This window comes from Photobacterium sp. BZF1, from assembly GCF_014349205.1.
Classification (GTDB): domain Bacteria; phylum Pseudomonadota; class Gammaproteobacteria; order Enterobacterales; family Vibrionaceae; genus Photobacterium.
Window position 1 is genome coordinate 1 of the sequence record NZ_JACSOF010000129.1, and the last position, 18749, is coordinate 18749.

18 protein-coding genes are annotated in these 18749 nt (G+C 49.1%); 3 read left to right on the top strand and 15 right to left on the bottom strand.

Features of this window, described 5'->3' with window-relative positions; all coding sequences use genetic code 11:
• Nucleotides 1-148: 148 nt before the first annotated feature.
• The 8 genes from lsrF to BIZ37_RS22955 form a co-directional block, all read right to left on the bottom strand.
• Nucleotides 149-1033: a 3-hydroxy-5-phosphonooxypentane-2,4-dione thiolase gene (gene lsrF / locus BIZ37_RS22920; protein ID WP_187463491.1), complete on the bottom strand. Its 885-nt coding sequence runs from the start codon at nucleotides 1031-1033 to the stop codon at nucleotides 149-151.
• Complete coding sequence (locus BIZ37_RS22925) at nucleotides 1026-1682, bottom strand: DAK2 domain-containing protein (protein WP_187463492.1); 657 nt, start codon at nucleotides 1680-1682, stop codon at nucleotides 1026-1028. The genes lsrF and BIZ37_RS22925 overlap by 8 nt, the downstream gene beginning before the upstream one ends.
• 108 nt (nucleotides 1683-1790) lie before the next feature.
• Nucleotides 1791-2786: a dihydroxyacetone kinase subunit DhaK gene (locus BIZ37_RS22930; protein ID WP_187463493.1), complete on the bottom strand. Its 996-nt coding sequence runs from the start codon at nucleotides 2784-2786 to the stop codon at nucleotides 1791-1793.
• 27 nt (nucleotides 2787-2813) lie between these two features.
• Nucleotides 2814-3128, bottom strand: a complete 315-nt coding sequence (locus BIZ37_RS22935) for a hypothetical protein (protein WP_187463494.1) — start codon at nucleotides 3126-3128, stop codon at nucleotides 2814-2816.
• 308 nt (nucleotides 3129-3436) lie between these two features.
• Nucleotides 3437-3811: a helix-turn-helix domain-containing protein gene (locus tag BIZ37_RS22940; protein ID WP_187463495.1), complete on the bottom strand. Its 375-nt coding sequence runs from the start codon at nucleotides 3809-3811 to the stop codon at nucleotides 3437-3439.
• A 735-nt stretch (nucleotides 3812-4546) separates the two neighbouring features.
• Complete coding sequence (locus BIZ37_RS22945; protein WP_187463496.1) at nucleotides 4547-5851, bottom strand: anaerobic C4-dicarboxylate transporter; 1305 nt, start codon at nucleotides 5849-5851, stop codon at nucleotides 4547-4549.
• A gap of 18 nt (nucleotides 5852-5869) precedes the next feature.
• Nucleotides 5870-7234, bottom strand: a complete 1365-nt coding sequence (locus BIZ37_RS22950; protein ID WP_255526874.1) for an MmgE/PrpD family protein — start codon at nucleotides 7232-7234, stop codon at nucleotides 5870-5872.
• Nucleotides 7231-8688, bottom strand: coding sequence for an aspartate ammonia-lyase (locus BIZ37_RS22955; protein WP_187463497.1), 1458 nt, complete (start codon nucleotides 8686-8688; stop codon nucleotides 7231-7233). The genes BIZ37_RS22950 and BIZ37_RS22955 overlap by 4 nt, the downstream gene beginning before the upstream one ends.
• 138 nt (nucleotides 8689-8826) lie before the next feature.
• On the opposite strand from BIZ37_RS22955, the gene BIZ37_RS22960 reads away from it, so the two are divergent.
• A complete protein-coding gene (locus BIZ37_RS22960; RefSeq protein ID WP_187463498.1) occupies nucleotides 8827-9783 on the top strand; it encodes a LysR family transcriptional regulator in 957 nt (318 codons plus the stop codon).
• Nucleotides 9784-9875: 92 nt separating this feature from the next.
• Here BIZ37_RS22960 and BIZ37_RS22965 read toward each other — a convergent pair whose 3' ends face one another.
• The gene (locus BIZ37_RS22965) at nucleotides 9876-11045 is read right to left on the bottom strand and encodes a MerR family transcriptional regulator (protein ID WP_187463499.1); all 1170 of its coding nucleotides are present in this window, start codon (nucleotides 11043-11045) and stop codon (nucleotides 9876-9878) included.
• Between the two features lie 160 nt (nucleotides 11046-11205).
• Between BIZ37_RS22965 and BIZ37_RS22970 the strand changes: the two genes are divergently transcribed.
• Nucleotides 11206-11745, top strand: coding sequence for an NUDIX hydrolase (locus BIZ37_RS22970; protein ID WP_187463500.1), 540 nt, complete (start codon nucleotides 11206-11208; stop codon nucleotides 11743-11745).
• Nucleotides 11746-11754: 9 nt separating this feature from the next.
• Here BIZ37_RS22970 and BIZ37_RS22975 read toward each other — a convergent pair whose 3' ends face one another.
• The 4 genes from BIZ37_RS22975 to BIZ37_RS22990 form a co-directional block, all read right to left on the bottom strand.
• Nucleotides 11755-12126 (bottom strand): DUF202 domain-containing protein, encoded by a 372-nt coding sequence (locus BIZ37_RS22975; RefSeq protein ID WP_187463501.1) that lies wholly within the window; start codon nucleotides 12124-12126, stop codon nucleotides 11755-11757.
• Nucleotides 12126-12473: a YidH family protein gene (locus tag BIZ37_RS22980; RefSeq protein WP_187463502.1), complete on the bottom strand. Its 348-nt coding sequence runs from the start codon at nucleotides 12471-12473 to the stop codon at nucleotides 12126-12128. The genes BIZ37_RS22975 and BIZ37_RS22980 overlap by 1 nt, the downstream gene beginning before the upstream one ends.
• Complete coding sequence (locus BIZ37_RS22985; protein WP_187463503.1) at nucleotides 12474-13646, bottom strand: anaerobic sulfatase maturase; 1173 nt, start codon at nucleotides 13644-13646, stop codon at nucleotides 12474-12476.
• A gap of 69 nt (nucleotides 13647-13715) precedes the next feature.
• On the bottom strand, nucleotides 13716-15101 hold the full coding sequence (locus BIZ37_RS22990) for a sulfatase (RefSeq protein WP_187463504.1): 1386 nt from the start codon (nucleotides 15099-15101) through the stop codon (nucleotides 13716-13718).
• 324 nt (nucleotides 15102-15425) lie between these two features.
• On the opposite strand from BIZ37_RS22990, the gene BIZ37_RS22995 reads away from it, so the two are divergent.
• Nucleotides 15426-15809 carry a DUF2799 domain-containing protein gene (locus tag BIZ37_RS22995; RefSeq protein WP_187463505.1) on the top strand — a complete coding sequence of 128 codons (384 nt, stop codon included), beginning with the start codon at nucleotides 15426-15428 and terminating at the stop codon, nucleotides 15807-15809.
• 61 nt (nucleotides 15810-15870) lie between these two features.
• Here BIZ37_RS22995 and malQ read toward each other — a convergent pair whose 3' ends face one another.
• Entirely contained in the window at nucleotides 15871-18057 is a 2187-nt protein-coding gene (gene malQ / locus BIZ37_RS23000) for a 4-alpha-glucanotransferase (RefSeq protein ID WP_187463506.1), read from the bottom strand.
• Between the two features lie 41 nt (nucleotides 18058-18098).
• A partial coding sequence (locus tag BIZ37_RS23005) for a glycogen/starch/alpha-glucan phosphorylase (protein WP_187463507.1) occupies nucleotides 18099-18749 on the bottom strand: 651 nt, incomplete at its 5' end.

The following is an 18749-nucleotide window of genomic DNA, read 5'->3' on the forward strand; positions in this document are numbered from 1 at the left end:
AAATAAAGGCTATCCAGCCGAAGCCCACATTGTCGGCCACGGGCATTAGCCCTGCCATCACCTGGTCGAGCGCCTGAATGGTAAATGCCAAGGCCGCCACTATGATGGGAATAACAATAAACTTACTCCAGGTCATAACACATACTCCTTATGCCAATTGGCTTTTTACTGATTGGTATAAATCAAATCCCTGCGGCGGTGTCAGGCCATCATGAACAATGGCACTGATCGCCCTTATCATGCCAATCGGGCAATCGGACTGGAACACATTACGTCCCATATCCACTCCGGCAGCACCATCCTGTATCGCTTTGTAGGTTAAAGTCAGGGCATCCATTTCAGACGTTTTCTTGCCTCCCGCGACGACAATGGGAACCGGGCAAGCAGCCGTCACTTTGTCAAAGTCATCGCAATAGTAGGTTTTGACAATATGGGTGCCGAGTTCAGCGAGTACCCGAGTCGCCAGCATGAAATAACGCGGGGTACGCTCCATCTCCTTGCCGACGGCCGTAACTCCAAGAGTAGGGATCCCGTAGCGCGCGCCTTTATCGACGGTACGGACAATATTTTCCAAACTACGGCATTCACCATCAGCCCCGACAAATGCCTGTACTGCAAGGCATGAGGCGTTGATCCGTATCGCATCGTCAATATCGACGCCAGAGACTTCCCAACTCAGATCATCTTTGAGCACTGTGCTCCCAGCCGTCGCCCTAAGGATCACAGGTTTATTGTGATTGGGGGCAATACAGCTCCTCATTGCTCCCCGTGTCGCCATCAGCGCATCGGCATACTGTGCCAGTGGGTTGATAGAAAGATCCAAACGCTCCAACCCTGCTGTTGCCCCCATGATGTAGCCATGATCAAAGGCCAGCATTACTGTTTTTCCCGTCTCCGGGCGGAATATACGACTCAACCTGTCTTTCATCCCCCAATCGACATGATCCATGCCTTTAACATGGAAAGCCTTTGTCACGGGAGGGCAGTCCAAGCCATAGTCTTTCGCCAATACCATTCCGTCTTTGTCAGCCATAACACTCTTCCTTATTGGTGGCATTAATATGATTGGAAAAAGAATTGAACAGGATCGACATACTTGTTGCCCCAGGGTCAACAAAGCCGATGGCTTTCTCTCCCATATTCTTCGCCCGTCCCCTTGCCGGTTTCATCCCTTTCGTCTTTTCAGCCCCGCTTTGCGATGCCTTTGCGGCGCTCAGGAACAAAGCGGCAATATCTTCAGAATCCAATGCCAATTGTTCCATTGCTTCTATCGCAGGGGTCAGCGCATCAAGCATGGTTTTATCGCCCAATTTCGCGCCACTGAAATAAGCAAGCTTATCCAAGCCATGCCTAAATGCCGCCGCGGTCTGCTTGGGGGTCAACTCGGATTCCACAAGGCCTGTTGCAAGCCCGCAGAACAGGTTGCCGATCAGCATACCTGCCGATCCACCATCCTGGCTCATTATCGCCCACCCCATATCATCAATTGTTTTTTGCCAATCTTGCCCACTGCTATTTTTTAGCGTGTTCTCAATACACTGGGAGACCCGCATCATCGTCGTGCCGTGATCGCCATCGCCCGTCTGACCGTCCAAATCATTCAACAGCGGTACCGATGCACGTATATCCTTTGCTGCGGCCAACAGCATGATAAATAATAATTTCTGGTTTAAGGTTTTCATCTTTATCACCTTTTTCAGGCCAAAAGATCCCCTGCACCTTTCGATACATTTCTAGATATCGTTAAAGGAGGTGCCAGGTAACAGGCCTGGCACAACAACAATGCCGGGCTAGAACTGGCACCAGTAAGGGGTATTACATGGCTTGTCCCAATAGGAGAGAATTTCTGAATTAAATTTACCGATGCACATTTGGAAACCTGCCATTTCCTGCACGGTCAACAGCTCATCCACTTTACTGCGGCTGATGGCTATACCCTTTTCCTGTAGGTGGATATGGCAGGCACGGCTGACAATGAACATCTCCATCAAGGTGGTTGCCCCGGTCCCGTTGATCATCAACATCAACTCATCACCCGGCTTAGCAGCGACCGCCGCGCATAATTGATCCAGCATGATACTGGCTGTTTCATCTGCCGAGCAGATCTTCATCCGCCCACCGCCACCTTCACCATGCTGACCCATACCGATTTCCATTTCATCTTCTGGCAGATCACCAATCGCCATACCTGACTGCGGATGGGTAGCATTACTCATTGCAACCGCCAAAGTGGCCATATTCTGGTTGAATTCGTTGGCAATGCGATAGACTTCATCCAAAGGCAACCCTGCCTCAGCAGCTGCGCCGGCAATTTTGTACACCGGTACACATCCGACGAGCCCACGCCTGTCTTTGATATCTGTCTCCAACCCAGCACTGATGTCTTCATGGGTCAGCAGCATTTTGACGTTAATATTTTCGCGCTTGGCCATCTCCATTGCCATATTGGCAGCCATCACATCCCCTTCATGGTTCAGTACGACAAAGAGCACGCCAGCAGGTCGGTTCGCTAATTTCAGTGCTTCGAATACTTTTGGGGCTCCAGGGGCGGCAAAGACATCGCCAACCACCGAAAAGTCCAGCATCCCTTCGCCGACAAAACCACTCAACGCAGGTTCATGGCCAGCACCACCCAGGGTAACTATCGCCACTTTGTCTTGGTCTTTAGGCACTGCACGGGTCACAATCTTGTCCTGTACCACCCGCACATGCTCGGGGAAACTTAATGCAAATCCTTGTAGCAACTCAGAAGTGATATTTTCAGGGTGATTAATAAACTTCTTCATAGTCGATATCCTTTACTTGGCGTGATGTCAGCAATACTGCATTAATTCAACGGGCGCTTCGTCTTCCATAATAAAGGCGACACGCAGGGATTCGTTCGGGCTAAATGGCTCAAGCAATACTTCCTTGCCTTCAATAGCTTTATCAAGATCATCGACCTCATAAGCCACATGGGCTGTGTTTTTCAGTACGTCTGGCAACGGGCAATCTTCCAAAAAGCGCAACCATTCAATACGATTTTCACTCTTTTCGAAATCGGTTGTATACAGGCTAATATCAGGATTAAAAGATTCATCGGGGTGCTCAACAGGCGATGGAATCCCGACATGATTGAATTTTTTCATCTTAACCTCCATTGATTGATGGCGTTTAACCATCGGACAAATCAACTATAGGGAGGCCATGGGTGAAATAATGTGATATCCCTCAATATAAACAACCAATATAAAATCAAAATAAAACAATAACTTAAAATCAAGCTGAGGTTTAATTGAAGCAAGTGCAACAGTTGAATCGTCATTGAAGGGGCAGGCAAGTGCAACATCACCAGCAATGAAAATGCTCAGATTTGACTCGGGTTATGTAGCAAGTGCAACACCGGCATTTTCCCTCTGATAGGGATAGTAAAAAGGGCAAGTGCAACATGAGAGTTCTATCCCATTTCCGGCATTAATTGACTCTTTTCGTATGCTGCGAGTAGTTGATTGAGTTGTTCCATGTCCAATTCAGGATGGTAGTGAAGGATAAATCGTTGGCAGTCTTCGGTGTTTAGTCCCATCTGGTGGAGTTTGCCAAGCAACTCCCCGTATTGCTTCTCGGCGACTTGCTGGTGAAATTGTTTACGGTACCGGGCCATTTTATTTGCCAGTTGCGGCTCATAACCGTAGGGGCCAGAATTACGGGCAAGTTCACGACTGACCGTAGAGCGGTGGATATTTAATATCTTCGAGATCTGGGACTGGTTTTTCCCTTCTTTCCTCAGCGCCCAAATTTGCAAGCGGTTCTCTTCCGTAAGTTGCTTGTACATAAAAACCCCCACAATATTGAAAACAATACTGTAAAATTTATATCACTGATTTGGGGCTAAGCCTTTAATAGAAAAACCAAAATGTGAGGGAAATTCGGTCAAATATTCAACTTTTTCCAAACACTCCTTTTGCGATATTCATGCCATTAATCGCACCGGAAAAAATCTAGCATAAATCGACTTACGTGAGCTATGGATCAATATCTCATCTTCTCTTGACTATTCAGCAGCTTGTTTTTTATTAATATTAATCAGTTGAAGAAGCTTATATATGTGAAATGGGCTGCGTAACTTCACTATCTAGTTCGCAAATCTCGATATTATAGTTCGCAGTGCCGCTATTAGTTAAAACAAAACGCCATTAGGAGCCCGTTTTTGCTGACAAAAATAGTGTAAAATATCGTGATCTGTGACCAAGGACGGATCATTGATGACAAATATATCAAAAATGATGTTCCCACCCCATCAGCCGTGATACTGATAAGTCATGTTTTGAAGTTATTTAGACTTACTGAGCCTGAAGGGAGAAACGTATGGGATTTGTTATTTTTTCACTCGCTACTCTTATCTCTGGAGCCGCTTGCTTCATCCACTACAACTTCGGTCACGAGAGCTGATCTCGTTCGAACCAGTTTAAGCTCTGATGGAAAGTATCCGTCAGCCTAACGAACGCAAAAGCCCCAGCAATAATATTGCTGGGGCTTCTTAATTTGGGCCTTGGCTAAATCTAAGGCATTACACAAAGATGTTCGCCAATACAAAACCAAATGGTACCGCTGCTGCGATGCCTAACATGCCCGGTAGGAAGAACGGGTGGTTAACAATGTAGCAGCCATTCCAACGGCGACTTAGGAATGAACCGGTGTCATCGGTAGCAATCGCAAAAGCTGTAGTCGGATAAATGTTGGTCATGTAAAGCGCACTCACTGCGACAAAGCTCGCAAGGATAGTGGCTGGGTCAACATTCAGCGAGGCCGCAATTGGAATAAGCAGCGCACTGGTTGCCCCTTGGCTAAACAGCAGTGCTGATGTGCCGAAGAAGACCACGGCTAGCAGCGCTGGATATTGCTCAAGCACGCCACCTGCTACCGCTTCAATCGATGGGATATGCACGCCGATAATCGTTGCACTGAGCCATACAATGCCCAGAATAACCACCAAGCTTTCAGCGCCATCGGCAAAGATCGGTGCTTTCTTGATAGAGGTTAGCGGTACCTTACAAACCATGGCCGTCACAAAACTTACCAGCAGCATGACGATAACAATAATGTCGCGCGAGCCCAAGTCGTGGCCAAGCAGTGGTTTGAACAAGAGCAGGGCGACAATAAACACCACACCGGCAAGGAACAACATTACCGAACGCTTCGCTTCTTCGGACGCGGCCTGATGCTTCTGCTGCTCAGGAGTAAAATTAACCAGTCCTTTTTCAACGCGCTCTTGGAAGATCGGATCATCCTTGAGTTCGCAGCCTTGGCGACTGGCAATGAAAGATGCAACGATAACCCCAAACAAGGCCGCAGGCATAATGACGCTCAATGCCGTACCGAAGCCAACGCCCATTTGCTCAACCACGACGTACATTGCTGCTGTGGCTGCCGAAATCGGAGAGGCCGTAATGGCTATCTGGGAGGCAACCACCGCCGAGCTCAATGGCTGGCTAGGACGAACACCATTTTCTTTGGCCACCTGCTGGATAACGTTCAGTACTGACATGGCGGTATAACCCGTACCCGCTAAGGTAGTCAGAATAAAGGTGGTAGCAGGCGCGAGAATATTAATGTGACGCGGGTGGTTGCGCAGCATACGTTCGGCGACATTGACCATGTAGCTCATCCCACCAGCCTGCTGCATCACAGACAAGGCAAGGATCACCGACATGATAATTAGGATAACCGAGACCGGAATGTCACCCGGCGGCAAGCCAAGGCCAAAGACAGCTATTGCCATCCCTAGCCCTCCAGCCAAACCGACCCCGATCCCGCCGAGGCGGGCAGCAAGAACAATCGCACCTAATAGTAAACACGCATGGATAATAATCATTGGATACCTCCGCTCCTGTTATTGTTTCAGGAGTTCATTAATTTCGGCACTGCTGGCCGATTCAAATTTAGCCAGTAACGCCAACCACTGACGGCTTTTTCCCTCGCCGACTTGGGGCACTACACAGGCCGTGAATTTTTTCTCGATATCTTGGCTGGACAGGGGCTTTTCCGGATTGCCTTTGGCAAGGTCATTGGCGATAGCAATGGTTTCCCCAGAAGTCAGGGTTATCCGGATCTTTATTGGTGCGGTACCAATGAAGCCCAGCTTTTCCAATTCGGGATCAACCCGCATTTGGATCCTTGCCATCAGTGCCTGAATGCGCTCATCTTGCACTTTGCTATCAACAAACTCTGCCACGCCTACCCCGCCGTAAATCAAGCGTGCAGCCAAAGCGTATTGCATAGAGAATTTGGCTTCGATGGCATTTTGCGGATTTGAGCAAACAAGCTCCCTTGGCCCGAGCAAGCTGGCACCTACCTGAATAAACTCAATGTCTTCCGGAGCAAGGTGGCGCGCTTGCAGCAACTCATCCCAGCAGTCGATGGCAGGGTGGCTGCCGCTGCAGCAAGGGTATTGTTTGAATACCAAGCCGTTATCCAACAAGTCCCAGTATTCGCCCAAAGAAACAGAAGCTTTGGCAAAGTCTGTACGCTGCGCGAAACACTGACCAAAGCCATCGGCTGCTTCAATGACATTCGGTTGCCCTGTTACACCGATTTGCGCCAGTTCAGCGGCGTTGACACCATTGAAGGCAGCAAGGCCGGCATGCATGGCCTTGGTTTGGCTACCGAAGTTGCCACGAACACCAGACGCCGATGAAGCGGCAATCGCCAAGGCATGGACCAGGCTACCTTCATCAAGATCCATCAAAATACCTGCCGCTACCGCCGCGCCGAATACACCAATAGTCGGCGTGGTGTGCCAACCCTGCTCCGATAGGGCCGGCATCAACCAATGGGCGATCTGGTGCTGGGCTTCGACACCTGCAATATAGGCCAGCAATATCGCTTCACCGCCAAGTTGACGCTCTTGTGCCACAGCAAATGCAGCAGGGGCTACCGTCACGGTCGGGTGACCTATAGTTGCCCAGCTAACATCATCGAAGTCCAAGGCATGGGAAGCTGCACCGTTGGCATAGCTGGCATATGCAGCCGAACTCGTCTGGCTGGTTCCAAACAAATTACAGGCACCTGACGGGGTCCTTGAAGCCGCCAGTTTCTGGATGTTTTGCGCAACAGGCATCTTGTTACCTGCAATCGTAACAGCGACATAATCGGTCAGGGCAGTGCGCGCAACCTCAACCACAGGCTCAGGGATATCCTGCCATTTGAGGTTGACGCACCAATGGGCGATCTGGGCCAATAAGGGCGTATTCATCATGCCATTTCCTCTAAAGTGGCACTCGCTTCTTCTTTCATCTCAGACTGATAACGTTTTACCGCTGCAGCGCTGGCTTTTGGATCTGTCATCACCATTGGATCTAGCAGATAATCAGCCTGTTCTGGGGTAAGCAGCTTTTCATCCAACACAACATCCCGGACGGTGCGGTTTTCTTCAAATGCCCTTACAGCGACTTTGCTGCCCACCTTGTAGCCGAACAAAGTGGCAATTACCGTCGCCAGAGCGGTACTTTTCTCGGCATATTCGCGACATACTGCTTCATTGGGTAGCAAGTCTTTGAGGCATTTCTCGACAAACAGCGGGATAGCATTGGTAAGTAGGTTGCAGGACTCGAACAACGACTTGATAATCACCGGCTCCCAAACATTGAGATCAAGCTCACCGCCCTCGACGGCCATGGTGATCGCGACATCATTGCCGATAACCTGATAGGCGATTTGGTTGATAAGCTCAGGCATAACAGGGTTGATCTTGCCCGGCATAATACTCGAGCCAGGCTGTACCGCAGGGATCAACAGTTCATTGAAGCCGGCGCGAGGACCACTGCCCTGAATACGGAAATCTGTTGCCATTTTTGATAAAAATGCCGCCAATTTCTTCAATTGTGCCGCAACTTCCAAGTAGGCATCACCATTTTGCAAGCCGTCGAAGAAGTTTTCCTCAGCAACAAAAGGCTCATTGGTGATCGCCTGTAATTCGACATATACCTGCTCTAGGTAGCCTTCGTGGGTCGACAAACCTGTGCCGACAGCCGTTGCCCCGAGCGGCAAATCCAGAGTCTGCTGGTTGGCAGCAATCAAAGCTTGGTGTAGGCGGCGGGTCTGGTGAAGGTAACCACTGAACTGTTGGCCTAGGGTGATGGGTACGGCATCTTGCAGGCAGGTACGAGCAAGTTTAACCACATGGTCGAACGCTAGGGTTTTCTCTTCCAGCATGGCTTCAAGCCCTGCGACTTCAGCAATTAAGGCATGCAGATTCATCCGGCAGGTCATCTTCATTGCCGCCGGAATAACGTCGTTGGTTGACTGGCCCATATTGACATGGGTGTTCGGATGAACGGCCTCTGAGCCCTTGTTACCCGTTAAGATTTCATTGGCACGGTTTGCGATGACCTCATTGGCATTCATGTTGGTCGAGGTGCCGCCGCCGCCTTGGAACACATCGATTGGGAACTGGTCATCAAACCTATTATCCATCACTTCTTGAGAAGCCTGGACGATGGCATCAGCAATGGTTTTGTCCAGTGCACCAATATGGCAGTTTGCCTTGGCCGCCGCCTGCTTGAGTGCTGCTACCGACCAAATATAGTGGGGAACTTCTGCAGCTGTACGGCCTGAAACTGCAAAGTTCTCGACTGCCCTTTGGGTTTGGATGCCAAAATACGCCTCATCCGGCAACATCATTTCACCTAATACATCGACTTCTTTTCTCATTGCTCAATTCCACTGATTTGTTTAACTGAGGCAATTGTATTGCAGATGATGTAAGGAAAGTTTGAAGTCGATCGGTACTTGGCTAGCAGTGGGCAATATAATGAATACTATTAGTTGTTCTTATAATAATCACAAGTTATGGATAATATTGCTTTTGATCTCCGCCAATTACGAACTTTCATTTCAGTGGTTGAATCTGGCTCTTTCAGCCAAGCGGCCAAGCAACTCAACCAGACCCAGTCAGCGGTTTCCCAGCTGATCCAAAGCCTTGAGCTTGCCTTAGATAGCAAGCTACTCGACCGCAGCAAACGGCCAATCCAACTGACGATTTCTGGCCGGGAGCTCTATGAACAAGGCAGCAAACTATTGATTGAATCGCGCAAGTTGCAAGACTGGATGCATTCAATTGAAAAAGGGAAATTACCGCGCTTACGGCTGGGAATGGTGGACTCCGTTACCCAGCTGGCCGGGATCGAGATCCTCAAGTACCTGCAACCCAAAGTCGCCCATGTACATCAAATCACAGGCACGGCACCAGAGTTACTGGCTTCACTTCAGGCAGGCAAGAGCGATATCATCATTACCATGTCTAACCAAGACGTCCCTCAGGGGTTGGCAATGATGCCTTTGCTGAACGAGCAGTATGTCATCGTCACACCCAAAGACTGGCCGCAAAAGGATATCAAGACACTTGCCAGCAACCAGCCTTATATCGGCTATGAAAACTGGACGCCTACTGGCACCCAAACCAACAACTGGTTGAAGTGGCGAAATATCAATGTCAGCAGCCAATATTCGCTCGACCGGGCTGACAATGTGCTGGGCATGGTCGCCGAAGGGCTTGGCTGGTCACTGACTACCCCCACCTTCCTCGCGCGCCAGATCAACCTGCTCGATCATGTCGACTGCCACCCTCTTCCGCCGCCGAGCATGACCCGCCAACTCGTGGTGATCTCCCGCAAAGGTGAATCAGACAGTTTATTGCAGCAATTTGTTACCGATGTGCGCGATATTATCCTCAACCAAAAAGTCTTTGAGGTGCAGCGCCGGTGGGAGTGGATGTCTGTCGGGCTGGAGACGAACCCAGCCCATTGAATCAATAACCCAAACAAACGGCACTCTGCTTATCTACCGGAATCTGACGTTTTGATCTTCCCTTTTCGCTAGCAAAAGAGAATGTATTCGAACTATCTTTTCTGCAGGATAAACACCTGATAGCCAAACTGCTCGAAGCCCTGGTGGTAGATATCCAATTCAGTCTGGATATCTTTAATCGCCTGCGACCCAGCCATTGCCTCTTTCAGCTCGTTGACCCGTTGCTGGAGCGGTAAGAAATACGCCTGCCATGCCTCATCGCTCAGGGTAAAATGCATGAGCACTTCATAGCCTGAAGCCTGCGCCTGCTTGATACGCTCATCGACAGTTGTCATATCTGGGTATTCTTTGCTCCAGAATGCTTTCCTTTCCGCGCTTGGGTTGTCGGTATGCCAGACAAGATCGCTCAGTACCAGCACACCACCGTCTTTCAGCAACCGCCGCCATTGATTGAAGGCATTATTTACCCCCATGATATAGGCGCAGCCCTCGGCCCAAATCGTATCGAAGCTACCGTCGCTAAATGGCAGGTCGGTCATGCTAGCGCACTGGGTAACTACTTTCCCTTCGACACCAGCCTCGGCAGCCCGCTGTTGCAACCTACTGAGGGCATCTTCATGGTTGTCGACGGCAGTGATCACCGCGTCGGACTGATCAGCCAACACTGTGGTCGCAATGCCCTGGCCACAGCCAATTTCCAAAATACTCTCAGGCTTTGATGGCAACATACCGAAAGCCTTGATGGTCTCGGCTTCCAAACCCGGTCCCCAGCGATCTAGGCTTTGAAAAATCCGGTTGAAGTCCGCCATATATTGTTCGTGTGTATTCATGTCTTTTGATAACCACTTCAGTCTCAGGGCCTGCTTCTCATCAAAGCCCTGTTTCATTAACCAATCCAAATGTGCATCTGGGGCTGTTTGTTCCAACGACTGGTGCCATGCCGTCATATCCGACTCCCCCAGCATCGCGGCGAGCAAATCCCGTGATTGCTGTTTGTGGGCAATCTCTTGGTCAAGCTGATGCATCCGGTTTAGCAATAGATCACGGTCAACCTTGGCCTCGAGGCAGGCCTGGCATTCCTTGAGGGTCAGACCGCCGGCCTGCAGCTGCTGCAACAAGCGTAAGCGCTGGAGATCCCGCTCGCTATAGATGCGGTAACCGTTATCAAGTCGCTTACCGGCAATCAAGCCGAGCTTCTCGTAATACAGCAAGGTAGAGCGCGATAGCCCCACTTGCTCTGCTAATTCTGAAATCCGATACATGGCCAAGCCCTATGCAATGAAGCCGTAACCTTAAACTATGAAGCTATAGACAGGTCAAGAATACTCATTATCAAACCAATCTTTTGTTCTAGCACCAACAAAGTAGCCACTAAATAGTGATAAATTATTCATTCTTCAACAAAAGGATAGTTTGGCTGCCATGAAAGAAATCACCACCCTCGATAGTAAAGTCGTATACCAGAATAAATGGATGACGGTCCGCGAAGATAAGATACAGCGCCAAAGCGGAAACAGCGGGATCTACAGTGTTGTCGAGAAGGCAGATTTTGTTATCGTCCTGCCTATCGAAGATGAGCACATCTATCTGGTAGAGCAATACCGCTACCCGCTGGAAAAACGTTGCCTGGAATTACCGCAAGGTTCATGGGAAGAAGAGCCGAATGCCGATCCCGCAGAACTGGCCGCAGGTGAACTGCGCGAGGAAACAGGATTGGTTGCCAAGCAGCTCACTTATGTTGGCTTCCAGCACCTGGCAACAGGCTACTCCAGCCAGGGCTACCACATTTTCCTGGCGACTGGGCTGGAACATACCGAGACCGATTTGGACGACGAAGAAGAAGGCTTGATCAGCCAAAAGGTCAGCCTGAGGGAGTTCGAGGCAATGATCATTGACGGCACCATCACCGATGCCAGCAGTGTGAATGCCTATGGGTTAGCCAAGTTGAAGCAGCTGATCTGACACTAAGGCTCAAATCACACCCAGCATCACCAGCACGTAGCTGATTGCCGAGAGCGCGACAGCAGTGGAGAAAAACAGATTCATACCGACACTGCGCAGATTAAGCAAGGGAAGGGAATAGCGATAATCCACACGCCGAAGTTCAACCAGAATCAGTAGAGCGAACGAGATCACTGCCAACATCCCAGCGGTCACAAAAAGCACTGGGGAGTCTTTGCTCCAACCGATTTTCACCAATACGGCCGTGTGAAGGAACAACACCAAGATTGTCCTCGACCACGACAAGAACGTACGCTCCGGTTGGAGTCCGATATCACGGTTACGCTCAATCGGTTCTGGCGAGGACGGCTCAAAATGGTGGGCTATCTGTTTTTCAGCCATCAGAACAGCTTCATGATCAAGACGACTATGGTCAGCACCAGCCCCATCATAATGACGCTCATCACCTTGAGGTGCCGAGTATAGGGCAAGGGCTTACTGCGGCGCATTGCCATCTCATTACGTCGCCAACGGCGGTAGGCAAGAATCGAAAGGTACGCCGATACCAAGGCAAAGGATACCGAGAGGAATAACCTGACTTCAGGATTGGCAAATTCCGGAGTGAGCTGGTCTAGGGCAATCGCGGCCGCGAGAAAGGCCAGTGCGGTTCTGATCCAGGCCAGGAACGTCCGCTCATTGGCCAGGGTAAAGCGGTAGTCCGGCTCTTCCCCTTCTTTACTCCACTTCATCTATCCCCTCCCCTGATGCATTTGCTGCTTGATCTGCTGTGCAGTATTTTTCATAAAATCAGTGGTGTGGGCAAATAGTTTTTTATAAGAAGGGCACAAGTAGTTGTGCCTGTATGCCTCTCCAGCATCGATAATTCTTTGTTTTGGGCAACCGCCGTGACACAGGGGTCTGAACTCACAAGACAAGCATGTAGACGGTAAAGTCTCGGATTTTGCCAGACCAAAATCACGTTGCTGGGGTGAGTCCACCATGACGGCAAGTTCCAGCCCATCAAGGTTACCCAACTTGTATTCGGGATAGACAAAGTGATCGCAAGAGTAAATGTCCCCATTCGCTTCGGCGACGAGGGCATTGCCGCAATTTTCGCTGAAAATACACAACCCAGGGGAATAACCGAGCCAAGTTGCCAAGACACTTTCTAGCAATTGGATATGGATCTGCCCAACATCTTGCTTGCGCCATTCATCAAAAACTTCAACCATAAACTGGCCATATCCTTCACGCGTCACAGAAAAAGGCTGGATGGCAGGTGTGCCCTGAAGCGAATGTAACTGGCTAGGCTCTGTTTCAGCTTCAACTATCGGGATAAACTGCATATGCTGGGAGCCGAGGGATTTCAGCAACTGGTAGGTCGCCTTGCCATGCTGCCAGTTTTTGTCATTCACCACTGTCATGGTATTGAACTCGACCCGATACTTTTTCAGGAACCCAATCGCTGATTTGACGCGCTCGAAAGTGGGTTTGCCATTGACCGAAATTCGATAGGCATCATGCAGTGGCGCATCACCATCGATGGAAATCCCGATCAGAAAACGGTGTTCGGCGAAAAACCTAGCCCATTCATCGTCAATACCAACCCCATTAGTTTGAAAGCTATTGGTGATCGTTTTGCCATTGGCATATTGGCGCTGCAGCTCGACCGCACGCCGGAAAAAAGCCAACCCAGCCATCATGGGTTCTCCCCCTTGCCAGGCAAAATGGACAATATCATCGGGCTGAGCGGCAATATAACTGGCAACATATAGCTCCAACGCCTGTTCGTCCATCTTACTCTTGCTATCACCGTAATAGCTTTCTTTCTCGAGGTAGAAGCAGTAATCACATTTGAGGTTGCATTTGTAGCTGGCTGGCTTTGCCATCAAGTGGAAGCGCTGCTGGGCCGGTTTTGTCATAGTCGTTTCCCACAAAATGGAAGCTCCCCCCTGCACTGGCTGGTGGATGCAAGGAGGAGCTATATTTCGTTATTCTGCTGTTTCCAGCGATTTGGATTTCAGGTTCTTGGCATTAAATTCAAGCCCGATACCCTCTTGCTTCAACCACTCTTTCATCCGAGTCGAGGCATAATCAGACACCTGTTCGTATCCTGGCTGGTTAAATACGTTCTTGGTCTCGTTAGGGTCCTTTTCAAGATCAATCAGGATTTGGTAATCCTCACCGTAAACATGGCTTTCGACATATTTGTACTGCTTGAAGCGGAACATCCGGGCAAAGTAACTTTCACAGAATGTCTCTTCATGAGTCATTGCGTTGTCTGTCATACTCGCCTTGAAGCTACTTCCATCGATTTGCTTAGGTACCTCAAGCCCGCACAGATCAAGCAATGTCGGCATGATATCGATAGTGGAAACAATATTGTTGTCGTCGACTTTGCCAGGATTCACCGCTGACGGGTAACGGATGATCATCGGGGTTTTTACTGACTCTTCGTAGAATACCGTCTTGGCGATCAGGCGGTGGCTACCCATCATCTCACCGTGATCGGCGGTAAACAGGACAATGGTGTCCTCTTCAAGTCCCTGTGCTTTGAGGGTTTCAAGCACCAACTCGATAAACCAGTCGGTATTTTCAATCAACAAGCCGTAGGTCGAAATAAACTGCTGCCAGTAGTTTTCATCCAGCTCCTCGAGCTCTTTGTACATGTAATCTTCATGCTTGATCATGCCCGAGATAAACCGGTCGGTGAAATTGTCCGGTAATGGCTTACGATCTTGGCCTCGTAGGTATTTCTCATCGTCGTCGCGGCAGAAGAAAATCGCATCGGAGATATTCTTGCCACCGACCGGACCACCCAACGTTTTACAGATATCGTGAGGGTTGATAAAAGACAACGTCATGTAGAACGGGTTATCACGGTCACGTTTGATAAAGTCCAGTGCATCTTTGGTGAAAATCGGATCAAACACTGAGCCCTCAGCCAGATAGCCGCCTCGGGAGCATGTCATGCTGCCGAAGTCTTCAATCCCTTTCCAACCGTAACCGGCAGCGTGTTCCTTACCAAAAAAGCCTGTGTCATAACCTGCTTTTTCGAACACCTCACCCATGGTTTCTGTTTGGGCCAGGAAATTCTCCGTGGTCGGAAACTCACCGGTAACATGCTCAATGATCTCTTCGTTATCAATCAAGCCATGGTTATGTGGCATCAAACCAGTAAACAAACTTGCCCGAGCCGGGCAGCAAAGAGGGTATGAGCTGTAACTTTGCTCATAACGAATACCTTCTTCGGCCAAACGGTCGATACCAGGGGTATTTAACTTACCCTCATCACCAGAGCCATCCGCCATTTTGGTTGACCACTGATCAGCGATAATCACAATCACATTGGGCTTTTTCTGCAAAGTAGTGCTCATACTATCCATGCCTTATATTGAAATTCACACTTAGACGTTCACGTTGTACTACTATTTACAAGTATTGTATTGAATTCATCACAGATGTCTATCAGCAGCTAGATGACCAGGATCACAAAACACGTAAAATTGTTGCTAGGAAAAATAGCAAGTTTCACTTATAAAATTCATTAGAGGTTGGCACTCTTTTAATTTGAATAAATCAATATTGTGACTAACATGAAAAAAAGAAGAATTAACTAATATATAAGTCACGATTTCAATTTTCATTAAGGGTTAATAACTATAATTAAATTAACCCCCGGTATGATAGAGGATAATATAATGAAAAGATTGTTCACCGCATTAAGCATAGTTGTACTATCTGCCTGTTCTTCAACAGAAAATACCTACTCAAACATTGATGACTGGGATGAACACGGCTACCGAACCGGTTTATCTGGAGAGGTTGCAAAGCAAGAATCAAAATTCTCATATGCAGAAAAAGATAATTACAGCGAATATTTAAATGGATATAAAAGGGGTCAACAAGCGTACTGTGAACAGGACGCCTATTTGTTAGGGTTGACGTCCCAGCCATATAAAGGCGTTTGCGATGAAATAGATAACTCTTTTGCTTTCGACTACCAATTAGGATTAAGTCAAATAAGAGATTACGGCTCTAATTTAAGGGATAATACTAATCGCAGTGTTAATTCAACCCGTTAGCCGCATCACACTGAAACCAAACTAGGCAAAGGAGTGACCCCACTCCTTTGCCATACCGATTTTATGCGACTTTTGACGCCGAACGTCGGGCTTCGGTGATCAATTGGGTCAAAGACAGTACGTCTTGGCGTTTCATCATATCTTCGATGCAACAATTTAACTTGCGCCGCCAGTTAGGGTACTCATCGACTGTGCCCGGTATATTGACAGGCAGATCCATCTCAAGCCAATCTTCAAGCTGCAGACTCAGCAGTGACGACGATCCGGCAGCCAAGTGGCATTGCATACTGTGGCTAAGGACGCGATCCATCTCTAGGTAACGGGCATCACGGCTGAGACCAGGCGGCAACATACCATGCCCGTCCATGCTGTTGATGATCTGCTGCTTGTCGTGAAGACGACTGTCATAAAGTGTCTGAAGTTGCGCCTCATCCGGATACAGGCCTAGCTCTTTGCCCATTTTTAAGTCCTCACAATGCCAGAAACCACGTAGGGTTGGCATATCGTGGGTACACAGTGTCGCCATAGACTGGACCGGATAGTGGGCTGGAGAATAGAAACCACCGTCTTCAGCAGCCTCAAAGAAGAAGACCTTGTAGGAGTGTACGCCGGCCTCTTGCAGCAAGCCCACAATTTCATCCGGTACCGTACCGAGATCTTCACCGATGACCGCACATTGGTGACGGTGACTCTCAAGCGACAGCAAACCAAGCAGTTGTTCTACCGGATAATTGACGTAAACACCATTGCTTGCCCCTTCACCTTTGGGGATCAACCAAAGCCTCAATAAACCCAACACATGGTCAATGCGCAAAGCACCGCAGTGACGCATGTTTGCCCTTAGCAGTTCGATAAACGGACGGTAAGCCTGTTGCTTCAGCATCGAAGGGTTCAACGGCAGCAAGCCCCAATTCTGTCCCTGTGGACCCAAGACATCCGGTGGTGCGCCAATGCTGAGATCTAGGGTCAATTCACCCTCGCTGGCCCAAGCATCGACACCACCCTCACTCACGCCGACAGCCAAGTCACGGTAAAGGCCAATCATCATGCCTTTTTCATGTGCCAGTTGCTGTGCCTCCTGAAGTTGGATTTCCGCATTCCATTGCAAATACATGTAGAAGCGAACCAGTGCCTGGTTATCAGCAATAAAGCTCTGTACTGCGCGTTTTGAGAAGTGGCGATATTGTTGCGGGAATACCGGCCATCCCCACACTGTCTCGTCCTCTTTCTTGAGCTCGGCATGGAGCGCATCAAAGGCAGCTTGTTTCAGCAACGAATCGCCACCCTCCTCGACAAAAGCCTCAAACGCTTTGGCGTAGTCAGTTTGATTCGCTTCATGACGGGTACAAAATTCCTGGTATAACATCGCCAATACTTCAAGCTTGGCTTCCGTCACACCGGAATAATCTATCCACTCGTTATCCCGCATGGCTTTTAGGCGGCTTTGAAAAGCCAGATCACCCACCTTCTCCTGGGCGCCAGCACAGAAAGCAAACTCCGGAATGGAAGGAACGTCCAAATATATGATGTTGAGCCAACGACGAGATGACGGGCTATACGGACTTGCTGCATCCGGCTGGGCCGGGTAAAGGGAGTGAATCGGGTTCAAGCCGACAAAGTCGCCCCCCTGCTCGGCGATTTTGGCGATCAGCAATTTCAAATCACCAAAATCACCCACCCCCCAGTTGTGATGAGATTTCAAACAGTACAGCTGGACACTGGTTCCCCAACTCTTGTGCCCTGCCAACATGGCAGGTTGCTTGTAACAAGATTTCGGTGTGACAATCAGATCCGCTTGATAAGGGACTTTCTTGCGTTTGCGATGCAGGAAAAAGCGGTGATACCCCATTTCCATGGTATATGGCAATGAGACAGTCAGAGGCCCGTCTGTATCCCTTTGATCGGAGATAACATGCTGCTTGATCTCACCACGGATAGTCTGGCCTGATTCGCTGATAATCTCCCAATTGAAATCAGCAGGGCGAATGCTACGTCCAATATAGAGATCGACATGGATCGGGTGGTTTTCTTTGGCAAAGATCACCGGCTCGATCAACCCCTTGCAACTATGCACCTCTGCTGCCGACGCCTTCAATTCCTCATCGGTCGTGGTTTGATAACCCAATCCCTGCAACACTCGGGTAACGATAGTTTCTTGCGCTTTCTCTTGCTCACCCCAGGCGTTGGTATAGCTATCAGCGATACCGGCTTGAGCAGCAACCTGGTTTAGTACTGTTTTTTCAATCATCACTGGCTCCAATAGCGGCCTCCCGGCCGCTACCTATTTCCTTATTGACGGTGGGCTGGGGTCAGCCCCCAAATGTTATTGGCATAATCACGAATACTGCGATCCGAGCTGAACTTGCTCATTAGTGCGGTATTCAAAATAGCTTTGCGGGCCCAAGTTTTCTGGTCGCGGTATTGGGCATCGATTTTCTCTTGCGTCTTCACGTAATCGGCAAAGTCAGCCAGCACTAGGTATGGGTCGCCCCCTTCTAGCAGGTTGTGGCGAATTGCCGCCAACTGGCCAGGGTTACCTGGTGTGAATTCATCGGTATTCAGCAGATCCAACGCTGCACGTAACAGGCTATCAGCATGGTAGTAGCGGTAAGGGTCGTAACCCTCTTGCTTGAGTTTTTGTACTTCATCAACCAATAAGCCGAAGATGAAGATGTTCTCGTCGCCCACTTCTTCGCGCATCTCAACGTTTGCACCATCCATCGTACCGACAGTCAATGCACCGTTCATGGCGAACTTCATGTTACCTGTACCTGATGCTTCTTTACCGGCAGTCGAGATCTGCTCAGAAACATCAGCCGCTGGGAACAGAATTTCAGCTAGGCTTACGCGGTAGTCAGGAATGAATACCACTTTCAGCTTGCCGCCAAGACGTGGGTCGTTGTTCACTTTCTCTGCCACTTTGTTGATGGCAAAGATGAT